Origin of the sequence: Streptomyces sp. NPDC059169 (assembly GCF_042755225.1) — a bacterium.
Classification (GTDB): Bacteria; Actinomycetota; Actinomycetes; order Streptomycetales; family Streptomycetaceae; genus Streptomyces.
This window is the reverse complement of sequence record NZ_JBHZCF010000002.1, coordinates 491,962-510,976: the sequence shown is the minus strand read 5'-3', so window position 1 is coordinate 510,976 and position 19,015 is coordinate 491,962. Positions and strand designations below refer to the sequence as shown.

Genomic DNA, 19,015 nt, shown 5'->3' with positions numbered 1-19,015 from the left:
GGGGTCGAGGAGAGAGAGAACCGTGACGGACATCGTCGACGAGCTCACGTGGCGCGGGCTGATCGCCCTCTCCACTGACGAGGACGCATTGCGCAAGGCGTTCGCGGACGGTCCCGTCACGTTCTATTGCGGCTTCGACCCGACCGCGCCCAGCCTCCACCTGGGAAATCTGGTCCAGATCCTCACCATGCGGCGGATCCAGCAGGCGGGCAACCGCCCGCTGGGGCTGGTCGGCGGTGCCACCGGCCTGATCGGTGACCCCAAGCCGACCGCGGAGCGCACGCTGAACGACCCCGCCGTCGTGGCCGGCTGGGTCGAGCGGCTACGGGGTCAGGTGGAGCGGTTCCTCGACTTCGAGGGGCCGCACGCCGCCACGATGGTCAACAACCTGGACTGGACCGCGGGTCTGTCCGCCATCGACTTCCTGCGCGACGTCGGCAAGCACTTCCGGGTCAACAAGATGATCGCCAAGGAGGCCGTTTCCCGGCGCCTCAACTCCGATGCCGGAATCAGCTACACGGAGTTCAGCTACCAGATCCTGCAGGGCATGGACTTCCTGGAGCTGTACCGGCGGCACGGCTGTGTGCTTCAGACCGGTGGCAGTGACCAGTGGGGGAACCTGACGGCGGGCGCCGACCTGATCCACAAGGTCGAACCCCATGCCGCGGTGCACGCCCTGGCCACTCCACTGATCACCAAGGCGGACGGTACCAAGTTCGGCAAGACGGAGTCCGGGACGGTTTGGCTCGACCCGGAGCTGACCACCCCGTACGCCTTCTACCAGTTCTGGCTGAACGCCGACGACCGGGACGTTTCGAAGTTCCTGCGGATCTTCAGCTTCGCCTCCCGCGAGGAGATCGAGGAGCTGGAACGCCAAACGCAGGAGCGACCGCAAGCCCGCGCGGCCCAGCGTGCTCTGGCCGAGGAACTGACGACGCTGGTGCACGGCGCGGAGCAGTGCGCGGCTGTCATCGCCGCGTCGAAGGCACTCTTCGGGCAGGGCGACCTGGCGGACCTGGACGAGGCGACGCTCGGGGCCGCTCTTTCGGAGCTGCCGCACGCCCGGGTGGCGGCGCTCGCTCCCGTGGTCGACCTGTTCGCGGAGGTCGGTTTGGCGGCGAGCAAGTCGGCCGCCCGCCGCACGGTCAAGGAGGGCGGTGCCTACGTGAACAACGTGAAGGTGACGTCCGAGGACGCGGCGCCCGAGGCCGGGGACCTGCTGCACGGCCGCTGGCTCGTACTGCGCCGCGGCAAGAAGAACCTCGCCGCGGTCGAGGTCTCGGCCGGCTGACGCGCCGGCGCACGGCAGCACTCGGGCCGGGTGGGGTCGCCCACCCGGCCCGAGTCGCACGCCGGCCCGTCAGGCCGATTGCTTCCTGCCGCGGAGCGACATGTAGAGCGAGTCGCCGACACCGACGATGACGATCGCGGCCACGATCTGGAAGATGTGTCGCCACCAGTCGATTCCGGCGGTATCGCGGACCCCGAACGCTCCCGCGAGGGCGTTGCCCACGATCCCCCCGATGATGCCGAAGATCGTGATCAGCCAGAGCGGGCTGTGCTGCTTCCCCGGGAGGATTGCCTTGGCCAGCAGTCCCAACACGAACCCGACAATGATCGCCCACAACCAGCCCATGGCTGCCTCCTGGTTCGGATCGACGTGAGCAGTTATCGGACAGTCTCGATGTATATGCCAAACGGCGCATGTCGGACGGCCCCGTACGCCGTACGCAGGGGAGTCATCCGTCTGGTCGGGCCGCCCCGGCCTCCGATGCGGCCCGACCGCGGCGTACCGTTGAAGCAGGTCCGGACCGGGGAGGTCCGGCACGGTTGCCCGGGCGGTGGAACGACATGCGGAAGCACAGGACGAACGAGGTCTTCCGGATCACCGGAGCGCGCCAGGGACTGGCAGACGACGTGCGCGGCCGCCAGCGGCGCTATGTGATCTCCATGTCGATCCGCACCGTGGCAGTGGTCCTCGCCGCCGTGCTGTGGAACGTCGAACGGCACGTGGCGATCGTGGCGCTGATCCTGGGTGCGACCCTTCCGTACATCGCCGTGGTGATCGCGAACGCCGGCCGCGAGTCCGCCCCCGACCTGCCGCCCACGTTCGTCCCGACCCCCTCCCGACTCGCTCTCGGCAACGGGCCCACCGACGCTCCTTCGACCGCGGACGACGAGGCGGAGGAGACAGCGGAACGTGCGGCTCGGCACGGCGAGCAGATGAGGTAGGTCGGGTTCCGCTCGAACCTCAGGAAAAGCTCAGATCAATCATGAAGTTCCAGTGCACCACACCCCGTTCGCCGTGGCATACTGCGTGTGCGCTCCGCATCCCCCGTCGGAGCGACGGACCGACGCCGGGCAGCTCCCCCCGTGGCTGCCCGGCGTCGCCATGTGTGGGGCGGGCGGAGGCCGCGGTGCCCGGTCGGGGTGATCGTGGAGAATGACCCGGTGAGCGACGACGAGACCCCGATCTGTTCCGCCAAGGGCTGCCGGGCGGCCGCCGTGTGGGTGCTGGCGTGGAACAACCCCAAGCTGCACACCCCGGAGCGCCGCAAGACCTGGCTGGCCTGCGAGGAACACCGCGAGCACCTGTCCCAGTTCCTGGGCGTCCGCGGCTTCCTGAAGGACGTCGTCACGCTCGACGCGTGGGACCACGACCGGAACGCCACCGGACGGGATGCGGCGCCGAACGAGCGGGGATCAGCCGCCGATGGCTGACATGGGGCGGTCGGGCTGGAGGAAGGACGGATCGTCCAGGCCGGACCCCGCCTTCTTCCCCCACATCGCGACCTCCCAGATCTTCGCGATCTCCTCGTCCGGCGCGCCGGACCGCAGGGCCCCCCGCAGATCCGTCTCCTCCTGGGCGAACAGACACGTGCGGATCTGCCCGTCGGCGGTCAGGCGCGTGCGGTCGCAGGCCCTGCAGAAGGGGCGGGTCACGGAGGCGATGACGCCGACCCGGTGTGGTCCCCCGTCGACCAGCCAACGCTCGGCGGGGGCGGACCCCCGGGCGTCGTCGTCCTCGGGGGTGAGCGCGAAGCGGGTGCGCAGCGACTGGAGTATGTCACCCGCGGTGACCATTCCTTCGCGCTTCCACCCGTGCTGTGCGTCGAGCGGCATCTGTTCGATGAAGCGCAGCTCGTAGTCGTGCTCGACGGCCCAGGCCAGCAGATCGGGCGCCTCGTCCTCGTTGAACCCCGGCATCAGGACGCTGTTGACCTTGACCGGGGTCAGTCCGGCGTCACGGGCGGCCTGGAGCCCGTCGAGCACGTCATGGTGGCGGTCACGCCGAGTGAGGGTCTTGAAGACGTCGGGTCGGAGCGTGTCGAGCGAGACGTTGACCCGGTCGAGGCCCGCGGCCTTGAGGGCGGTCGCCGTGCGCCGCAGACCTATGCCGTTGGTGGTCAGCGACATCTCGGGCCGGGGTGCCAGCGCGGCACACCGCTCGACGATGCCGACCAGGCCGGGCCTCAGGAGCGGCTCTCCGCCGGTGAAACGGACCTCGGTGATCCCCAGGCGCGTCACCGCGATGCCGACCAGGCGGACGATCTCGTCGTCGGTCAGCAGCGTGGACTTGCCGAGCCACTGCAGGCCTTCTTCGGGCATACAGTAGGCACACCGCAAATTACATCGGTCCGTGAGCGAAACCCGCAGGTCAGTAGCCACACGGCCGTAGGTGTCACGCAGCACTGCGGGGCCCCTCCCCGTGTCCGGAAGTCTTCGAACTCGTCTACCGACGAGCCTACGCGACGGCTGCGACAACGGAGGGCGCCATTTGCCACGAGGTACGGCGCTGCCGCGTCGTAGGACCCTACGACGCGGCAGCGTTCATCCGTGTGTCGGAATGCTCTTCAGTGGGCGCCGATGCCTGTGAGGGACTTGACCTCCAACTCGGCGTACTTGCCGCGGTCCGGCTCCTCCTCGGACAGCAGGGAGCCGATCCAGCCGAGCAGGAAACCCAGTGGAATGGAGACGAGGCCCGGGTTCTCCAGCGGGAACCAGGCGAAGTCCGCCGAGGGGAACATCGACGTCGGCTTTCCGGAGACGACCGGGGAGAACAGCACCAGGACCACGGACGAGACCAGGCCGCCGTAGATCGACCACAGCGCGCCCCGGGTGGTGAACCGCTTCCAGAACAGGCTGTACAGGATCGTCGGCAGGTTCGCGGACGCGGCGACGGCGAAGGCGAGCGCGACCAGCCCGGCCACGTTCAGGTCGCGGGCCATCGCACCGAGTGCGATCGACACGACGCCGATCAGGACGGTCGCCCAGCGGGCCGCGCGCACCTCCTCTTGATCGCTCGCCCGCCCCCGGCGGATGACGTTCGCGTAGATGTCGTGCGCGAAGGACGACGAGGACGCGAGGGTGAGCCCGGCGACGACGGCGAGGATGGTGGCGAAGGCCACCGCGGAGATCACGGCGAGCAGGATCGCGCCCCCTGCGGAGTCGGCACCGCCGACGTGCAGCGCGAGCAGGGGTGCGGCGGTGTTGCCCGCCCTGTTGGACGCCTTGATCTCCTCCGGTCCGACGAGCGCCGCCGCCCCGAAGCCCAGCGCGATCGTCATCAGGTAGAAGGCGCCGATGATGCCGATGGCCCAGATGACCGACTTACGGGCGGCCTTGGCGGTGGGCACGGTGTAGAAGCGGATCAGGATGTGGGGCAGGCCCGCGGTGCCGAGGACGAGGGCGACACCGAGCGAGAGGAAGTCCAGCTTCGAGGTGCCGGTGGCCCCGTACTTCTGCCCCGGCTCCAGGAACGCCGCGCCCTTGCCGCTGTTGTCCGCGGCCTTGCCGAGCAGGTCGGAGACGTTGAAGTGGAACTTCCACAGCACGAGGAAGGTGATGAGCAGGGTGCCCGCGATGAGCAGGACGGCCTTGACCATCTGCACCCAGGTGGTGCCCTTCATCCCGCCGATGGTGACGTAGACGATCATCAAGACGCCCACCAGGGCGACGATCCCGATCTTGCCCGCGTCGCTGGTGATGCCCAGCAGCAGGGAGACGAGGACGCCCGCGCCCGCCATCTGGGCCAGCAGGTAGAAGATCGAGACGACGATGGTGGAGGTCCCCGCGGCGGTGCGGACGGGCCGTTGCCGCATGCGGTAGGCGAGCACGTCGCCCATGGTGAACCGCCCCGAGTTGCGCAGGGGTTCGGCGACCAGCAGCAGGGCGACCAACCAGGCGACGAGGAAGCCGATGGAGTACAGGAAACCGTCGTACCCGAAGAGGGCGATCGCACCGGCGATGCCGAGGAAGGACGCGGCGGACATGTAGTCGCCGGAGATGGCGAGACCGTTCTGGAAGCCGGTGAACTGACGTCCGCCCGCGTAGAAGTCGGCGGCGTCCTTGGTCTGTCGGCCGGCCCATACGGTGATGACGAGGGTGACGACGACGAAGGCCGCGAAGAGGCCGATGATCAGAGGCCGGTGTTCGCTGGTGGCGTTGGACGCCGCGAGCGGCACGGTGGTGAGTGCGTGGCTCATGCGTCGGCCTCCATCCGGGACTTGATCGCTTCCGCCCGCGGGTCGAGCCTTCCGGCCGCGAACCTCGCGTAGCACCAGGCGATGAGGAAGGTCGTGACGAACTGGGCGACCCCGAGGACCAGGGCCACGTTGACATTGCCGAAGAGCCGGGTCCCCATGAAGCCGCCCGCGTAGTTGGACAGGAGGACGAACAGCAGGTACCAGGCGATGAACGCGACGGTCAGGGGGAAGGCGAAGGAACGGTAGGTGCGGCGCAGTTCGGCGAACTCCGCGCTCTGCTGCACCTCTCGATACGTCTCTGACGTGGGCTGGGTGGGACGGGTGTCCGTACGGCCCTCGGGCGGCGGTGCGTCGGTTGCCACGGCATCTCCTCGCGACACGGGTGGGCGAACGTGGACATGGGGACCCCGCACGGTCGGTGCGGCGGTGATGTTGCTCCTCCCAGACAACGGCACGGAGCGCACCGCGACGCGGTTCAGCATCCGCGTTTCCCACAGGGGGTCCGCACGCCTCCCGGACGACTTCCGAACGAACTGTGCGAAGCCGTTGATGTGTCCGGATGATCGGCGATAGCTTCATTCGTCATGTACCCGCCCATCCGAACAGGGGTGATGGGTGGTCACTCGGACGATGTGGAGATTCCATGGCTCATCTGCGACCCAGACGAATGCGTGCGATAGCTCTGCCCGCAGGTCTGGCGCTCACGGCCTCGCTCGGCTTCCTGCCCGCGGGGCCCGCGGCAGCCGTCGCCGCCGACGCCGCGCCCGCGGCCGTCTCGACCGACGGCCCGACGCTGAGTTACGTCGTCAACGTCTCCGGTGGTCGCGCGACCGCCGCGGCGGTGAAGCGGGCGATCGCGAAGGCCGGCGGCACGGTCCTGGTCGCCTACGACCGGATCGGCGTCATCGTCGTCCACTCGCAGAACCCGGACTTCGCGAAGCAGATCCGCACGGTCAGGGGCGTCTCGTCCGCGGGCGCCACCCGGACCAAGCCGCTGGCGCCGCAGACCGACGACGCGATCGACGCGGAGCAGCCGCTCACCGCCGCCGAGGCGAAGGCGGCCGCGGCGAAGGCAGACGACGACCAGGACCCGCTGGAGCCGTTGCAGTGGGACCTGCCCGCCATCAAGGCGGACAAGGCTCACCAGAGGACGCTGGGCAGCAAGAGGGTCACGGTCGCCGTGATCGACACGGGCGTCGACGACACCCACCCCGACCTCGCGCCGAACTTCAACGCCTCCGCCTCGGCCAACTGCGTGACGGGCAAGGCGGACACCACGCCGGGTTCCTGGCGGCCGAACCCCGGCGAGAGCGACCACGGCACCCACGTCGCGGGCACCATCGCCGCCGCGAAGAACGGGGTCGGCGTCACCGGCATCGCGCCGGGTGTGAAGGTGGCCGGCATCAAGGTGGCCAACCCGGACGGGTTCTTCTACACCGAATCGGTCGTCTGCGGCTTCGTGTGGGCGGCGGAGCACCACGTCGACGTCACCAACAACAGCTACTACACCGACCCGTGGCTGTTCGCGTGCAAGACCGACGACGACCAGAAGGCCCTTCTGGAGTCCGTGACGCGGGCAGCGAAGTACGCGGAGCGCAAGGGGACGGTGAACGTCGCCGCGGCGGGCAACTCGGCCATGGACCTCGCCGCCAAGGAACTGACGGACACGACGAGCCCCAACGACACCACGCCGGTGACGCGTACCGTCAACCCCCGCGAGTGCCTCGACTACCCGACGATGCTGCCCGGTGTCGTCACGGTCGCGGCGACCGGCGCGAAGGGGCTGAAGTCGTCGTACTCGAACTACGGCAAGGGCGTGATCGACATCGCCGCGCCCGGTGGTGACTCCACCAAGTACCAGGCACCGGACGCTCCGGCGACGAGCGGGCTCATCCTCTCGACGGTGATGAACGGCGGATACGGCTACAAGGCCGGCACGTCGATGGCCTCCCCGCACGTGGCGGGCGTGGCCGCACTCATCAAGTCGCGGCACCCGCACGCCTCGGCGGCCGAGGTGAAGGCCCGGCTGTACGCACAGGCGGACGACCGCGCGTGCACCAACCCGTACGACATCAACGGCGACGGCACGGTCGACGCGGTCTGCGAGGGCGGGAAGAGCAAGAACGGCTTCTACGGTGCCGGACTGACGGACGCGCTGGACGCGGTGCGCCGCTGACGCGGAAGGACCCAAGGCGGGCGGGGGCCCGGGCGCCGAGGAATCGCGCCCGGGCCCCCGTGCGTCCGACGCGACGCGGGTGGCATAGTGCGACCGTGATCGACATTCCCCCGCACAACACCGCCACCGAGCACCTCTGGGCAGGGCTCGGCGGAGATCCCCGGCTCATCGCGCGCGTCTCGTACGGCGGCCCGGCGTGGCCGCTGGCTGCGCGGCTGCCGGTCGGGGAGTTGGCCCGTGGGACGGTGGCGGTGTGCTCGCTCGCGGCGGCGGAGCAGGCGGCGCAGCACACCGGGGGCGCGGTCCCCGCCGTGTACGTGGACGACGGGGCAGTGGCCACTGCCTTCGTCAGCGAACGCCGTCTCCTCGTGGGCGGGAGGGCCCCGGTGTCCTTCGCCCCGCTGTCACGGTTCTGGCGCACGGCCGACGGCTGGGTACGGACGCACGCCAACTACCCGCACCACCGGGCCGCGTTGCTCGCCGCACTGGGCACGGACGAGGACGGTGTGGCGTCCGTGCTCGCCGGGCGAACGGCGCTGGAGGTGGAGGACACGGTGTACGCGGCCGGGGGCCTCGCCGTCGCCCTGCGCACGCCCGAGGAATGGGCGGCGCATCCCCAGGGTGCCGCCGTGGCGCGTCAACCGCTGGTGTCGCGGGAGCGGCTGGACGACGTCGCCCCGCGGCGCCGCTCGGGACGGCTGAGGGTCCTCGACCTGACCCGGGTCATCGCCGGCCCCGTCGCCACGCGCACCCTCGCGCTGCTCGGCGCGGACGTACTGCGCATCGATCCGCCCCGACTCCCCGAGCTGCCCGACCAGCACGCGGACACCGGCTTCGGCAAGCGGTCCGCAACCCTGGACCTGGACAGCCCTTCGGACCGGAGGACCTTCGGCGAGCTCCTGGACCGGGCGGACGTGCTCGTCACCGGCTACCGCCCGGGTGCACTGGAGCGGTTCGCCGTGGACCGGCCGGGGCTGGTGATCGCCCGGCTCTCGGCGTGGGGCGACGACGGCCCGTGGGCCGGACGACGCGGCTTCGACAGCCTGGTCCAGGTCGCCACCGGCATCGCCGTGGCGGAGGGCTCGGCGGACGCACCGGGTGCCCTGCCCGCGCAGGCCCTCGACCACGGCACGGGGTACCTGCTCGCCGCTGCCGTGCTCAGGTCCCTGACCGAGCAGGAGGATTCCGGTGGCACCCGTCTCGTACGGCTGGCGCTGGCCCGCACCGCCCACCGGCTGCTCCACGGGCTCCGGGCCGAGGCGGACGCCGAGGACACCAAGGACGCCGAGGACGCCGACCACGCCCCCGACCGGTGGCTGGCCACGACCGACAGCCCGCTCGGCAGGCTGCGCTACGCCCTACCACCGGTGCACTACGACGGGGCCCCGGCCGACTGGTCGCGTCCCCCCGGACGGTGGGGCGCCGACGCCGCGGCGTGGGAGTGAGGGAGCTGCGGGAGCCCGGGCGGCAGGCGCACGGGGCACGGGTCTCGGCGCTCCCCTACCCTGCCCCTGCCCCGTCCCACGGGGAACGCGTGCCTCCTCGGCCTTCCCGCACGTCGGCCGGGTCCGCGCTCCCCGGCGTGATGCCGCCCGTGCCTGCCGGGCGAGGCAGCCGTCAGGGCGTGACCAGGACCTTCAGCGCGGTGCGCTGGTCCATGGCGCGATAGCCGTCCGGCACGCCCTCCAGCCCGACGGACACGTCGAACACCGGCGACGGGTCGATGGTGCCGTCCAGGACGTCGGGGAGCAGCTCGGGGATGTACGCCCGGACCGGCGCGACACCGCCGCGCAGCGCGATGTTGCGGGCGAACATCACTCCGAGGTCCAGTCCGGTCCCGCTGCCGTGCGGCACTCCGACGTAGCCGACGGCACCGCCGTCGCGCGCGATCCCGACGGCGGTCCGCATCGACTGCTCGGTGCCGACCGCCTCGATCACGGCGTGCGCGCCGTGTCCGCCGGTCAGGTCGCGCACCGCCGCGACGGCCTCGTCCCCGCGCGCCGCGACGACGTCCGTGGCACCGAACGTCCTGGCAATGCCCGTGCGCGCCTCGTGGCGGCCGAGCGCGATGATCCGCTCGGCGCCGAGCCTCCTGGCCGCGAGCACCCCGCACAGACCCACCGCGCCGTCGCCGACGACTGCGACCGTGCTGCCTTCGGTGACGCCCGCACCGACGGCGGCGTGGTGGCCGGTTCCGAGGACGTCGGAGAGCGCCAACAGTGCCGTCAGCAGCCGGTCGTCGGAAGCCGCGGCGGACGGGAGCTTGACGAGGGTGCCGTCGGCGAACGGCACCCGTACGGCCTCGCCCTGGCCGCCGTCGTGGCCGGCGGAGCCCCAGAAGCCGCCCTGAGGGCAGGAGGTCTGCAGCCCCTCGGCACAGTAGTCGCAGGTGCCGTCGGACCAGACGAACGGCGCGACGACGAGGTCGCCGGGGGCGAAGGCGGCGACATCAGCGCCCGCCTCCTCCACGACGCCCAGGAACTCGTGGCCGATGCGCTGGCCCGGCTGCCGTGCCGAGTCACCGCGGTACGCCCACAGGTCGCTGCCGCAGATGCAGGCCCGCAGGACGCGCACGACGGCGTCGCCCGGCTGCTGCACCTTCGGGTCGGGTACGTCCTCCACACGTATGTCGAACGGGGCGTGGATGGTGGTGGCGCGCATGACGGAGGGGTCCTTGCTTCTCGACGCTTCTCGTTCGGTACGCGCTTCACCGTACGCCCGCTCCAGTGCCGGCACCGAACCGGCCGTTCCCGCTCACAGCGGCGGGACGTACCGGCAGCAACGCACCGGAGCTCCGGCTGCGTACGCGCCGCCCGGCAGACGGCCCGGCGCCGTCCCGGCCCCCTCCGGGCCGAGCGTCCCGCGATCCGCCGGGGGTCCGCCGCCCCGTCTCCGCGCCTAGACTCCCGCCGCCCCCAGCAACGCCCCCGCCGCGTACGTCACCCCCATGGCCAGCGCGCCCCCGCCCACGTTCCGCACGACCGCGACGCCCACCGGGGCGGCCCCCCACCGGGCGCTCCACCAACCGGTGACGGTGAGTGCCGCGAGGACCGACAGGACCGTCACGTAGAGGCGGACGCCCGCCGGGGGCAGCACGATCGCCAACAGCGGCAGCAGTGCACCCACGGTGAACGCGAGGAAGCTCGCACCGGCCGCGTGCCAGGGGTTCGCCAGCTCGTCCGGGTTGATGCCGAGCTCCATGCGGGCGTGGGCGCGCAGCGCGTCGCGCTCGGTGAGCTGGACCGCCGCCTCGCGGGCGACGTCCCGGGACATGCCGCGGTCCGCCAGCAGGTCGGTCAGCTCGGCCAGTTCGGCTTCCGGCTGCTCCCTCAGCTCGCGTTTCTCCATGTCCAGCGCGGCCTTCTCCGAGTCGCGCTGCGTGGACACCGAGACGTACTCGCCGGCCGCCATCGACATGGACCCCGCGAGCAGCCCGGCGAGGCCCGCCGTCAGCAGGGTGCCCCGGTCGTTGGTCGCGCCGGCGACGCCGACGACCAGGCCCGCCGTGGAGACGATGCCGTCGTTGGCGCCGAGGACCGCGGCACGAAGCCAGTTGAGGCGGGGGCCGAGAGCTTCGCCGTGGCCCTCTTCGTGGATGGGTTCGGTCACCTGGGGAGGGTCTCACCGCCGGCGTCACCAGACGCGCACCGACCCGCCAGGAGCGAAGGCCGGGCTCGTGGCGTCCGGCGGCACTTCCTTCAGCGGCTCGGCGATCTCGTCGACGGTGGGGCCGTGCACCGCGGCGATCCGGTCGAGGAGGGCGAGGTCGAAACCGTAGACCCGCGCCGCGTTCCCGCCCGCCATCGCGGCGACCTCCGCGCGCGGCAGGCCCGCGTAGGCGATGCGCAGGCCCTCGCGGGAGTACGGCGCGGTGCCCTCGTCGTGCGGGTAGTCGTTGCCCCACATGATCTTGTCGAGGCCGATCCGGTCGCGCAGCGGCACCTCGTGGGGGCGCATGAAGCTCGCGCCGACGAAGCAGTTGTCGCGCCACACCTCGCTCGGGCCCTTGCCCATGGAGCCGGCCAGTCCGGCGCCGAACTTGGACTCGGCCGTGGTGGCCCGGGAAGCGGCCGCGACCAGCCGCCCGTGGTAGTAGTCCAGCATGTCGATCACGCCGGGGATCCAGCCGGAGCCCTGCTCGGTGAGGACCAGCCGCAGACCGGGGTGACGTCGGAACGCTCCGCCGAAGACCAGGTGCCAGAGGGCGCGGTGCGAGAACCAGGTCGCCTCCACCATGAACACCGCTCGGGCGGCGGGTTCGTCGCCGAGCGGCGGGGACGCGGAGCCGCCGTGGTGGTTCACGGGGACGTCCAGTTCCTGGCACACCGCCCAGAGCGGGTCGTAGGCCGCGGAGTACAGCTCGGGGACACCCGAGCCGGGCGGGGCGCCCGGCAGCAGGACCCCTCCGGTCAGCCCCGCCGCCTTGGCGCGGCGGACCTCCGCGACTGCCTCGTCGACGTCGTTGAGCAGGATCTGGGCGACACCGGCACGCCGGCCCGGGGCCAGCGAGCAGAAGTCGGCCAGCCAGCGGTTGTGGGCTCGCAGTCCCGCCCATCGCTGCTCGTAGTCCTCCCGGGTCGGCTGCGGCGCCATCAGTGAGGCGGACGGGAAGAACGGCGGGATGGTGTTGGGGTAGACGACCTCGGCGACGATGCCGTCCGCCTCCAGTTCGGCGATCCTGCGGTCCGAGTTCCAGTTGCGGTCGGCGGTGTCGGCGAGCAGGTCCTCGTAGGGGTTGACGTACGTCGCCGCCCAGGCGTCGAAGTCCTCGTGGTACCGCTTCTCCAGGTACGGCCTGTAGTCGAGGAGGTCGGCCCCGGCGTGGCAGTCCGCGGAGATGACCGTGTAACGGTCCGGCCCCACGGGACCGTCGTCGCCGGGCTTCCCGGCCGCGCCTCGTTCCTCTGCGGCACCCGCACCGCTCACAGCGACACCCCCAGGGACGGGAAGTCGTGGTCGGTCAGCCAGTGGCGGCCGACCTCGCGCGACCGCGCCCACGTCGCCTCGACCGCCGCCTGGTCGTCGGGCTGGCCCAGCTCGGCCGGGGTGGGCCCGATGCGGCGGGCGAGCGGAGTGAGCTTCGCGGTGTCGAAGCCGAAGACCTCGGCCGCCGCCAGGCCCAGCATGCGCCGTGTCTCGGCGACCGGAATGTCATGGAAGGTCTTCTTCAACCAGGCCCTGGTACGGGGCCAGGTGCCCTCGGGGTGCGGGAAGTCGGAGCCCCAGAGGATGTTGTCGACCCCGATCTCGTACCGCTGGGCGAGTTCGCGGCGCTTGGTGTTGGTGGCGCAGATGAAGACCTGCCGGTCCAGATAGTCGCTGGGCGGCCGCTCCAGTTCGGCGAACGGGGACAGCTTCTTGCCCCCGTGCGCCCCGAGGTAGAGCCGGTCCATGAACCACAGGAGGTTGGGCAGCCACCAACAGCCGGACTCCGCGACCCCGAACTTCAGGCCGGGGTGGCGTTCGAAGACGCCCGACCAGAGGAGGAACCACAACGGCCGCGCGGGCCACCAGGTCACTTCGGAGACGTAGATCCCGAGGTGGTTGCCGTACTCGTGGCGCGGCGCGGCACCGGAGTGGGTGAGTACCGGCATCGCGGTCTCCGCGGCCGCCGCCCAGACCGGGTCGTACCTACGGTCGTGGTACGGCGCCCCGTCCACCCACATCGAGGGGATCATCAACGCGCCGAGACCGGATTCGCGGGCACGGTGGATCTCGGCGACGACCCGGTCCACCTCGCCGGTGACGGGCAGCAGGGCGACTCCGCAGTGCCGTTCGGGGTGTTGCGACACGAAGTCGGCGAGCCAGCGGTTGTGAGCCCGGGCCCCGGCCATGCCGAGGTCGGGGTCCTGGTCGCCGGAGAGGCCGAGCCCGACACCGAAGGGTGCGGCGGTCCTGCTGTCGACGGCGTCGGCGTCGGGGAAGACGACTTCGGCGGCGACGCCGTCGCCGTCGAGCTCCTTGAGCCGCCGGGTGGTGTCCCAGCCGCCGCGCAGCCCCTCCTCGTGGTCGCTGAACCACTTGTCGGCGAAGGCCTCGTTGCGCACGCCGAGGCGGGTCATCTCCTCGCGGCGGCGGTCGCGTCCGGCGAGGAATTCGTCGAAGTCCCGGTGGAAGCGGGCGTCGAGGTAAGGCCGGTACTGCTCGGTGGGCAGTCCCGCGTGGCAGTCGGACGAGATGATCAGGTACGGGTCGTTCGGAGCGTACGGATCCGTCATCACGGCTCCCTCAGTCGAGTACGAAGCTCTCCAGGTACGACGGGTTGGCACGGTCGAGCATCGACTGCGCGCGGGCGCGGATCTGGTGGTCGCTGTGCTCGCTGTCCGGCAGCATCCAGAAGCGGTCCGCCCTGATCCCCGCCACGACGTGCTCGGCCACCTCCTCGACGGGGGTGAACGTGACCTCGCGGCCGGCTGCCGTCATCGCCGCCTCCCACTGGTCGAGACTGCGGTAAGGGGTCCTGCGCGGCCGCTCCTTCGCGTACCGCTCGGGGCGGTTGCGGTGCGATTCCCACAGACCGGTGCGCAGCATGTGGGGTCCGGGGAAGAGCACCGACGCGCCGATGCCCGCGCCCTCCGCCTTCAGGTGCGCGTACAGCGACTCGGTCATCGTGACGACGGCCGCCTTGGTGACGGCGTACACCGATGCCGTGGGCAGCGGGGCGATCCCCCCGTCACCGGAGGAGGTGTTGACGACGTGGCCGGGCTCTCCGCCGTCGAGCATGCGCGGGACGAAGGCCTGTACGCCGTGGAAGACGCCCCAGACGTTGACGGCGAACGCCCACTTCCAGTCGTTCGGCTCGTGCTCCCACATCCGGCCTTCGGCACCTGATCCGACGCCTGCGTTGTTGCACAGCACATGGACGGCGCCGTAGGTCTCGTAGACGGCGTCGGCGAGGGCCAGCACGGAGGAACGGTCCGACACGTCGACGACGCGGGCCATCGACTCGGCGGCCCCTGCGGCGAGTACATCGGCGGCCTTGCGCAGGGCGGCTTCCTCGACGTCCGCGAGGACGACCCTGAGCCCTTCCGCGGCGAAGCGCCGTGCCATCGCCAGGCCGATGCCGCTCGCCGCACCGGTGACGACGGCGACCTGCCCGCGCTGCAGTTTCATCGGGTGCTCGCTTCCGGGAGTCCGTCGCGCATCTGCTGCGGGTCGTCGTAGCGCTGGTGGACGTACGGCAGGAGGGCCTCGGCACTGACCCGTTCCGCGATCCTTCCCCGCTGGTCGGAGGTCTTCTCGCCGAGCGTGAGGTCCACCAGCTCACGGACGGGCAGGTCCGCCACCGGGTCGTACATCGATTCGCGGAGCACCACGTCGCCGGTGAGCCGCTCCAGCCTGCGGACCCGCTCGTTCCGGGTGCAGTGCACGAGCACCGGGTCGGTGTCGAGTCCGGAACCGTCCACCGCGGGGAGGAACTTGAAGTAGAAGTCCAACTTCTCGGTGGGTTCGGGCAGCGGCAGGGGGCCGCTGACGGCGCCGCGCACCTCGAGGAACGCGATCCCGTGCCGCGCCAGCGACGCCCGCACCACCAGGCCGTCCCGCTCGACGGACACCTCGCCCAGCTTCTTGGGCTCGCCGAAGACCTCGCGCCCGCCGATGAGGGCCCGCTCGTGGGTCATCGGCATCACGAGGGGGTACCAGCCCTGCCGGTCGCCGTGGGAGGCGGCGACCGCGACCGACCCGGCGCCGAGTGGATACCCGGGCAGTTCCACCTTGCTGATGCTCGCCCGGACCAACGGCCGTTCCGTCGGCTTCAGCGGGGGCGGCAGCACGGCGGCCACCACGTCGGGGTCGGTCTCCCACACCGCCACGACACCCGTGGACCAGACGGTGGGGAGTCCGGTGCCCGCCGCGCGTGCCGCCGCGATCTCCGTCCCGGTGCGTGCTCCGTACCGTACGCGTGCCATGTCGTGCCGCCCTTCCTCGTGCGTCGTCGGGGGACGTCGCCGTCGGCGGGCGTGGTGCGCCGACGGGGTCCGTCCTGGCGTCTGGCGTCGTGGTGCGCCGCCACGGGGGCATTTCTGTAACACAGTTACACCGCTGCCGGTGAAGGGTAAAGAGTCATGCACACAACGGAATTGGGAGCTTCATGTCACGCACAGCCCTGACTCGTGAAGAGGTGCTGGCCACCGCCGCGGACCTCGTCAGGCAGCACGGTCCGGACGCCCTCACCATGCGGGGGCTCGCAGCCAGACTGGGCACGGCGGTCACGTCGATCTACTGGCACGTGGGCAACCGGGAGTCCCTCCTCGACGCGCTCGTGGCCCGGACCGTGGAGGAGATGGGCGCGATCCGGCCCACGGGCCGTACCCCGACCACTCGGATCGTGTCCGTCGCACGGCGGCTGCGACAGGAGCTGCGCGCACGCCCGCACCTGATCGCCATGGTCCACGAACGGGGCCTGACCGAGCGGATGTTCCTGCCCGCACAGCGGGCGCTCATCCACGAGGTGCACGCGGCGGGCCTGCGCGGGGCGCGCGCCGCACAGGCCGTGCGGGCGGTGCAGTACCAGATAGTCGGCTTCGTCCTCGTGGAGCGCAACCGGGAGCGGGCGCCCGTACAGTCTCCGGGCGAGACGGAATTGTGGGGTCCGCATTCGGACGAGGAGAGCGCCGAACACGACCCCGCCCTGGCCCGCGCCCTGGCCCGACCGGCCAATCCCGAGCGGCTGTTCGCCGCATCCGTGAGGGCCCTGGTGGAAACGCTGCTGGCGCCGTCCGGGGCGTCGCAGCCATCCGCCACAGGGCGCACCACGAGCGCCACCACGAGCGCCACCGCGGGCGCGGGCACAACGGGCGGATGAGGACTCCGCCCCCCACCAAGGGGCTTGACAGAGCCGCCCCGGCCCGGCGGGTACTCGACCGAGGCGGGCCGCCCACCGGAGAACGCCCGGCCCGCTCGCTTCGGACCTCGGGTTCCGCAGGACCGGTGGGAAACGGCCGCGCCCGTAACCCGCTTCCGGAAGAGGTTGGCGACCTCGGGCGTGGAGCGGGCACCCGCAGCGGACCCGCCGCCGTGTAGGGGCCGACGTCCCGTGCCGATGGGCCGGGACAGCACTGTCGGTGGCGGGCCGTATTCTCTGTGACCATGCTCGACGACCGTACGACCGCAGCAGCGTGGCCGACCGCGTACCCCAAGGGGTACGCGGTCGTTGACGTGGAGACCACCGGACTCGCCCGCGACGACCGGATAGTGTCGGCTGCCGTCTACCGGCTCGACGCCCAGGGCAACGTCGAGGACCACTGGTACTCGCTGGTGAATCCCGAACGGGATCCCGGCCCCGTGTGGATCCACGGGCTGACGCGCGACGTGTTGGAGGGCGCGCCGCTCTTCGGTGACATCGCCCATGAGTTCGCGGCCCGGCTGGACGGCCGGGTACTCGTGGCGCACAACGCGTTCTTCGACTGGTCCATGATCGCGAGGGAGTACGCACGGGCCGAACACACCGCGCCCGTCCGGCAGCGACTCTGCACGATCGCGCTCTCCAAGGAGCTGGCCCTCCCCCTGCCCAACCACAAGCTGGAGTCGCTCGCGGCCCACTTCGGCGTCGTCCAGCGGCGCGCGCACCATGCGCTCGACGACGCGCGGGTGCTCGCCGAAGCCTTCCGCCCGAGCCTGCACACGGCCGCGCGGCGCGGCGTACGCCTGCCGCTCCTCGAGTGCCGGCCGCTGACCGAGTGGTCCTCCGCACCCGCCGCGCCGCGCATCGGCCACCAGGCGACGTACCGTCAGCACGGCTGGCGCCCGTCGCGCAAGCGCCCCCCGTGCCCCCACCCCAATCCGGGACGCTACGAAGCGGACCACCCGCTCAAACAGGGCATGAGGGTGGCGTTCTCGGGCGACACCAGCGTGGAGCGGGAGCTCCTGGAGGACCGTGCGATCGAGGCCGGTCTGCACGTCGCCACGAGCGTGTCCCGGCTGACCAGCCTGCTCGTGACCAACGATCCCGACGCATCGACGTCGAAGACACTCCGGGCGAAGTCGTTCGGGACGCCGATCGTGGACGAGGCCGCGTTCACCCAACTGCTGAGGGACGTGCAACCGGCGGACGGGTGACGGCGGGCGCCCGGCGGGAACCGGTCGGGCCGGGGCGTCCCTGCTGAGCCGGTCGGGTAGAGCCTCGCGACCCGCCCGGCCGGACCTTGCCCCGCTCCCCCTCGCTCCGGACCATGCGGCGCATGGCACGATGCGAGGTCTGCGGAAACGACTACGGAATGTCCTTCGAGGTGCACGCGCAGGGCGCGGTGCACGTCTTCGACTGCTTCTCCTGCGCCATCCACCGGATGGCGCCCATCTGCGAGCACTGCAAGGTCCAGATCATCGGCCAGGGCGTCGAGGTCCAGGGTCATTGGTACTGCGGCGCGCACTGCGCCCGGGCCGAGGGGAGGGCGGGCATCGTCGACAGGGTGTGACCGGCAACGTCACGGCGCCCCGGCACGCAGGGCCCGGCGGCCCGGACGGGACCCACTGTCCGGGCCGCAGATCCGAACAGGTACGGTCAAACCGTGTACCGCTTCCTGTTGTCCCGGCAGTGGGTGATCCTCACCCTCGTCAGCCTCGCCCTCATCCCGGTGATGGTCGAGCTGGGCTTCTGGCAGCTGCACCGGCACCAGAACCGGGTCGCCCAGAACCAGCTGATTTCGGACAACCTCTCGGCGCGGCCGGTGCCGGTCACCGAACTCACCTCCCCCGGCCACTCCGTGCCGCACGCCGACTTCTGGCGCCGGGTGACGGCGCGGGGGACGTTCGACACCGCGCACGAAGTCGTGGTGCGCCGCCGCACCAACAGTGACGACCGGGTCGGTGTGCACGTCCTGACCCCGCTGCTCCTCCCCGACGGCCGTGCCGTCCTGGTCAACCGCGGCTGGGTGCCGTCGGCGGCCGACCAGAAGGCATTCCCCGCCGTACCGCCCGCGCCCCGGGGCGAGGTCACCGTCACGGGCCGGCTCATGGCCGACGAGACCACCGGCGCCAGCGGCATCAAGGACCTGAAGGGCCTGCCCCCGCGTCAGGTCATGCTGATCAGCAGCGAGCAGCAGGCGAAGCGGCTCGGCCTGCCCGTGCTCGGCGGCTACGTACAGCAGACGGCACCCGAGCCGTCCGGCGGGACGCCCGAGCTGATCCCCGACCCCGACCACGACTCGATCGGTCCGCACATGGCCTACGCGGTCCAGTGGTGGCTGTTCGCGGCTGGTGTACCCGTGGGGTGGGTGGTCCTCGTGCGGCGCGAGAAGCGGGACCGGGAAGCCACAGCCACCGAACGAACGACGGCGGCTCCGGAAGCCGCGGCCGAAGCCGCGCAAAGTACCGTCTGAGCTGCGCTTAATCTCACAGCAGCGTGGGAACACGC

At 71.3% G+C, this 19,015-nt stretch carries 19 protein-coding genes; 9 read left to right on the top strand and 10 right to left on the bottom strand.

What is annotated here, in order from left to right; genetic code table 11:
* Positions 1–22 precede the first annotated feature (22 nt).
* Positions 23–1,291, top strand: a complete 1,269-nt coding sequence (tyrS, locus tag ACFXOM_RS06120) for a tyrosine--tRNA ligase (protein ID WP_384935505.1) — start codon at positions 23–25, stop codon at positions 1,289–1,291.
* 69 nt (positions 1,292–1,360) lie between these two features.
* On the opposite strand, the gene ACFXOM_RS06115 is transcribed toward tyrS, so the two are convergent.
* Positions 1,361–1,636 carry a GlsB/YeaQ/YmgE family stress response membrane protein gene (locus tag ACFXOM_RS06115; RefSeq protein WP_384935507.1) on the bottom strand — a complete coding sequence of 92 codons (276 nt, stop codon included), beginning with the start codon at positions 1,634–1,636 and terminating at the stop codon, positions 1,361–1,363.
* A gap of 215 nt (positions 1,637–1,851) precedes the next feature.
* Here ACFXOM_RS06115 and ACFXOM_RS06110 point away from each other — a divergent pair, with 215 nt between their 5' ends.
* A complete protein-coding gene (locus ACFXOM_RS06110) occupies positions 1,852–2,232 on the top strand; it encodes a DUF3099 domain-containing protein (RefSeq protein ID WP_384935510.1) in 381 nt (126 codons plus the stop codon).
* 219 nt (positions 2,233–2,451) lie between these two features.
* Positions 2,452–2,721 carry a hypothetical protein gene (locus tag ACFXOM_RS06105; RefSeq protein ID WP_384935512.1) on the top strand — a complete coding sequence of 90 codons (270 nt, stop codon included), beginning with the start codon at positions 2,452–2,454 and terminating at the stop codon, positions 2,719–2,721.
* On the opposite strand, the gene moaA is transcribed toward ACFXOM_RS06105, so the two are convergent.
* The 3 genes from moaA to ACFXOM_RS06090 form a co-directional block, all read right to left on the bottom strand.
* Positions 2,704–3,693: a GTP 3',8-cyclase MoaA gene (moaA, locus tag ACFXOM_RS06100; RefSeq protein ID WP_384944707.1), complete on the bottom strand. Its 990-nt coding sequence runs from the start codon at positions 3,691–3,693 to the stop codon at positions 2,704–2,706. The two genes, ACFXOM_RS06105 and moaA, sit on opposite strands and share 18 nt — an antisense overlap.
* Before the next feature lie 161 nt (positions 3,694–3,854).
* Positions 3,855–5,486, bottom strand: a complete 1,632-nt coding sequence (locus ACFXOM_RS06095; protein ID WP_385037093.1) for a cation acetate symporter — start codon at positions 5,484–5,486, stop codon at positions 3,855–3,857.
* Positions 5,483–5,848: a DUF485 domain-containing protein gene (locus ACFXOM_RS06090; RefSeq protein ID WP_384935520.1), complete on the bottom strand. Its 366-nt coding sequence runs from the start codon at positions 5,846–5,848 to the stop codon at positions 5,483–5,485. Before ACFXOM_RS06090 ends, ACFXOM_RS06095 begins: the two co-directional genes overlap by 4 nt.
* A gap of 281 nt (positions 5,849–6,129) precedes the next feature.
* Between ACFXOM_RS06090 and ACFXOM_RS06085 the strand changes: the two genes are divergently transcribed.
* Together ACFXOM_RS06085 and ACFXOM_RS06080 are read left to right on the top strand one after the other, a co-directional pair.
* Positions 6,130–7,662, top strand: a complete 1,533-nt coding sequence (locus ACFXOM_RS06085; RefSeq protein ID WP_384935523.1) for a S8 family serine peptidase — start codon at positions 6,130–6,132, stop codon at positions 7,660–7,662.
* Positions 7,663–7,757: 95 nt separating this feature from the next.
* Entirely contained in the window at positions 7,758–9,107 is a 1,350-nt protein-coding gene (locus ACFXOM_RS06080) for a CoA transferase (RefSeq protein WP_385037090.1), read from the top strand.
* Between the two features lie 172 nt (positions 9,108–9,279).
* Here ACFXOM_RS06080 and ACFXOM_RS06075 read toward each other — a convergent pair whose 3' ends face one another.
* From ACFXOM_RS06075 to ACFXOM_RS06050, 6 genes are all read right to left on the bottom strand, one after another.
* Positions 9,280–10,323: a zinc-dependent alcohol dehydrogenase family protein gene (locus ACFXOM_RS06075; protein WP_384935527.1), complete on the bottom strand. Its 1,044-nt coding sequence runs from the start codon at positions 10,321–10,323 to the stop codon at positions 9,280–9,282.
* 237 nt (positions 10,324–10,560) lie between these two features.
* Positions 10,561–11,271, bottom strand: coding sequence for a VIT family protein (locus tag ACFXOM_RS06070; RefSeq protein WP_384935529.1), 711 nt, complete (start codon positions 11,269–11,271; stop codon positions 10,561–10,563).
* Positions 11,272–11,295: 24 nt separating this feature from the next.
* On the bottom strand, positions 11,296–12,525 hold the full coding sequence (locus ACFXOM_RS06065) for an amidohydrolase family protein (protein ID WP_384935862.1): 1,230 nt from the start codon (positions 12,523–12,525) through the stop codon (positions 11,296–11,298).
* Between the two features lie 59 nt (positions 12,526–12,584).
* On the bottom strand, positions 12,585–13,880 hold the full coding sequence (locus tag ACFXOM_RS06060; protein ID WP_384935532.1) for an amidohydrolase family protein: 1,296 nt from the start codon (positions 13,878–13,880) through the stop codon (positions 12,585–12,587).
* Between the two features lie 10 nt (positions 13,881–13,890).
* A complete protein-coding gene (locus ACFXOM_RS06055) occupies positions 13,891–14,775 on the bottom strand; it encodes an SDR family NAD(P)-dependent oxidoreductase (RefSeq protein ID WP_384935534.1) in 885 nt (294 codons plus the stop codon).
* Entirely contained in the window at positions 14,772–15,572 is an 801-nt protein-coding gene (locus ACFXOM_RS06050; protein WP_384935537.1) for an acetoacetate decarboxylase family protein, read from the bottom strand. The genes ACFXOM_RS06055 and ACFXOM_RS06050 overlap by 4 nt, the downstream gene beginning before the upstream one ends.
* Before the next feature lie 182 nt (positions 15,573–15,754).
* Here ACFXOM_RS06050 and ACFXOM_RS06045 point away from each other — a divergent pair, with 182 nt between their 5' ends.
* The 4 genes from ACFXOM_RS06045 to ACFXOM_RS06030 all read left to right on the top strand — a co-directional run bounded on the left by ACFXOM_RS06045 (position 15,755) and on the right by ACFXOM_RS06030 (position 18,980).
* Positions 15,755–16,468 carry a TetR/AcrR family transcriptional regulator gene (locus ACFXOM_RS06045; RefSeq protein ID WP_384935540.1) on the top strand — a complete coding sequence of 238 codons (714 nt, stop codon included), beginning with the start codon at positions 15,755–15,757 and terminating at the stop codon, positions 16,466–16,468.
* 278 nt (positions 16,469–16,746) lie between these two features.
* Positions 16,747–17,721: a DEDDh family exonuclease gene (locus ACFXOM_RS06040; protein WP_384935543.1), complete on the top strand. Its 975-nt coding sequence runs from the start codon at positions 16,747–16,749 to the stop codon at positions 17,719–17,721.
* A 122-nt stretch (positions 17,722–17,843) separates the two neighbouring features.
* On the top strand, positions 17,844–18,077 hold the full coding sequence (locus tag ACFXOM_RS06035; RefSeq protein WP_384935546.1) for a hypothetical protein: 234 nt from the start codon (positions 17,844–17,846) through the stop codon (positions 18,075–18,077).
* A 93-nt stretch (positions 18,078–18,170) separates the two neighbouring features.
* On the top strand, positions 18,171–18,980 hold the full coding sequence (locus tag ACFXOM_RS06030; RefSeq protein WP_384935549.1) for an SURF1 family protein: 810 nt from the start codon (positions 18,171–18,173) through the stop codon (positions 18,978–18,980).
* The last annotated feature ends 35 nt before the right edge of the window (positions 18,981–19,015 follow it).

What these genes read in the sequence shown, in the direction of transcription:
- ACFXOM_RS06115 (WP_384935507.1), bottom strand. Translation starts at nt 1,636, where the DNA reads ATGGGCTGGTTGTGGGCGATCATTGTCGGGTTCGTGTTGGGACTGCTG.
- ACFXOM_RS06110 (WP_384935510.1), top strand. Translation starts at nt 1,852, where the DNA reads ATGCGGAAGCACAGGACGAACGAGGTCTTCCGGATCACCGGAGCGCGC.
- ACFXOM_RS06095 (WP_385037093.1), bottom strand. Translation starts at nt 5,486, where the DNA reads ATGAGCCACGCACTCACCACCGTGCCGCTCGCGGCGTCCAACGCCACC.
- ACFXOM_RS06085 (WP_384935523.1), top strand. Translation starts at nt 6,130, where the DNA reads ATGGCTCATCTGCGACCCAGACGAATGCGTGCGATAGCTCTGCCCGCA.
- ACFXOM_RS06075 (WP_384935527.1), bottom strand. Translation starts at nt 10,323, where the DNA reads ATGCGCGCCACCACCATCCACGCCCCGTTCGACATACGTGTGGAGGAC.
- ACFXOM_RS06060 (WP_384935532.1), bottom strand. Translation starts at nt 13,880, where the DNA reads ATGACGGATCCGTACGCTCCGAACGACCCGTACCTGATCATCTCGTCC.
- ACFXOM_RS06055 (WP_384935534.1), bottom strand. Translation starts at nt 14,775, where the DNA reads ATGAAACTGCAGCGCGGGCAGGTCGCCGTCGTCACCGGTGCGGCGAGC.
- ACFXOM_RS06050 (WP_384935537.1), bottom strand. Translation starts at nt 15,572, where the DNA reads ATGGCACGCGTACGGTACGGAGCACGCACCGGGACGGAGATCGCGGCG.
- ACFXOM_RS06045 (WP_384935540.1), top strand. Translation starts at nt 15,755, where the DNA reads ATGTCACGCACAGCCCTGACTCGTGAAGAGGTGCTGGCCACCGCCGCG.
- ACFXOM_RS06035 (WP_384935546.1), top strand. Translation starts at nt 17,844, where the DNA reads ATGGCACGATGCGAGGTCTGCGGAAACGACTACGGAATGTCCTTCGAG.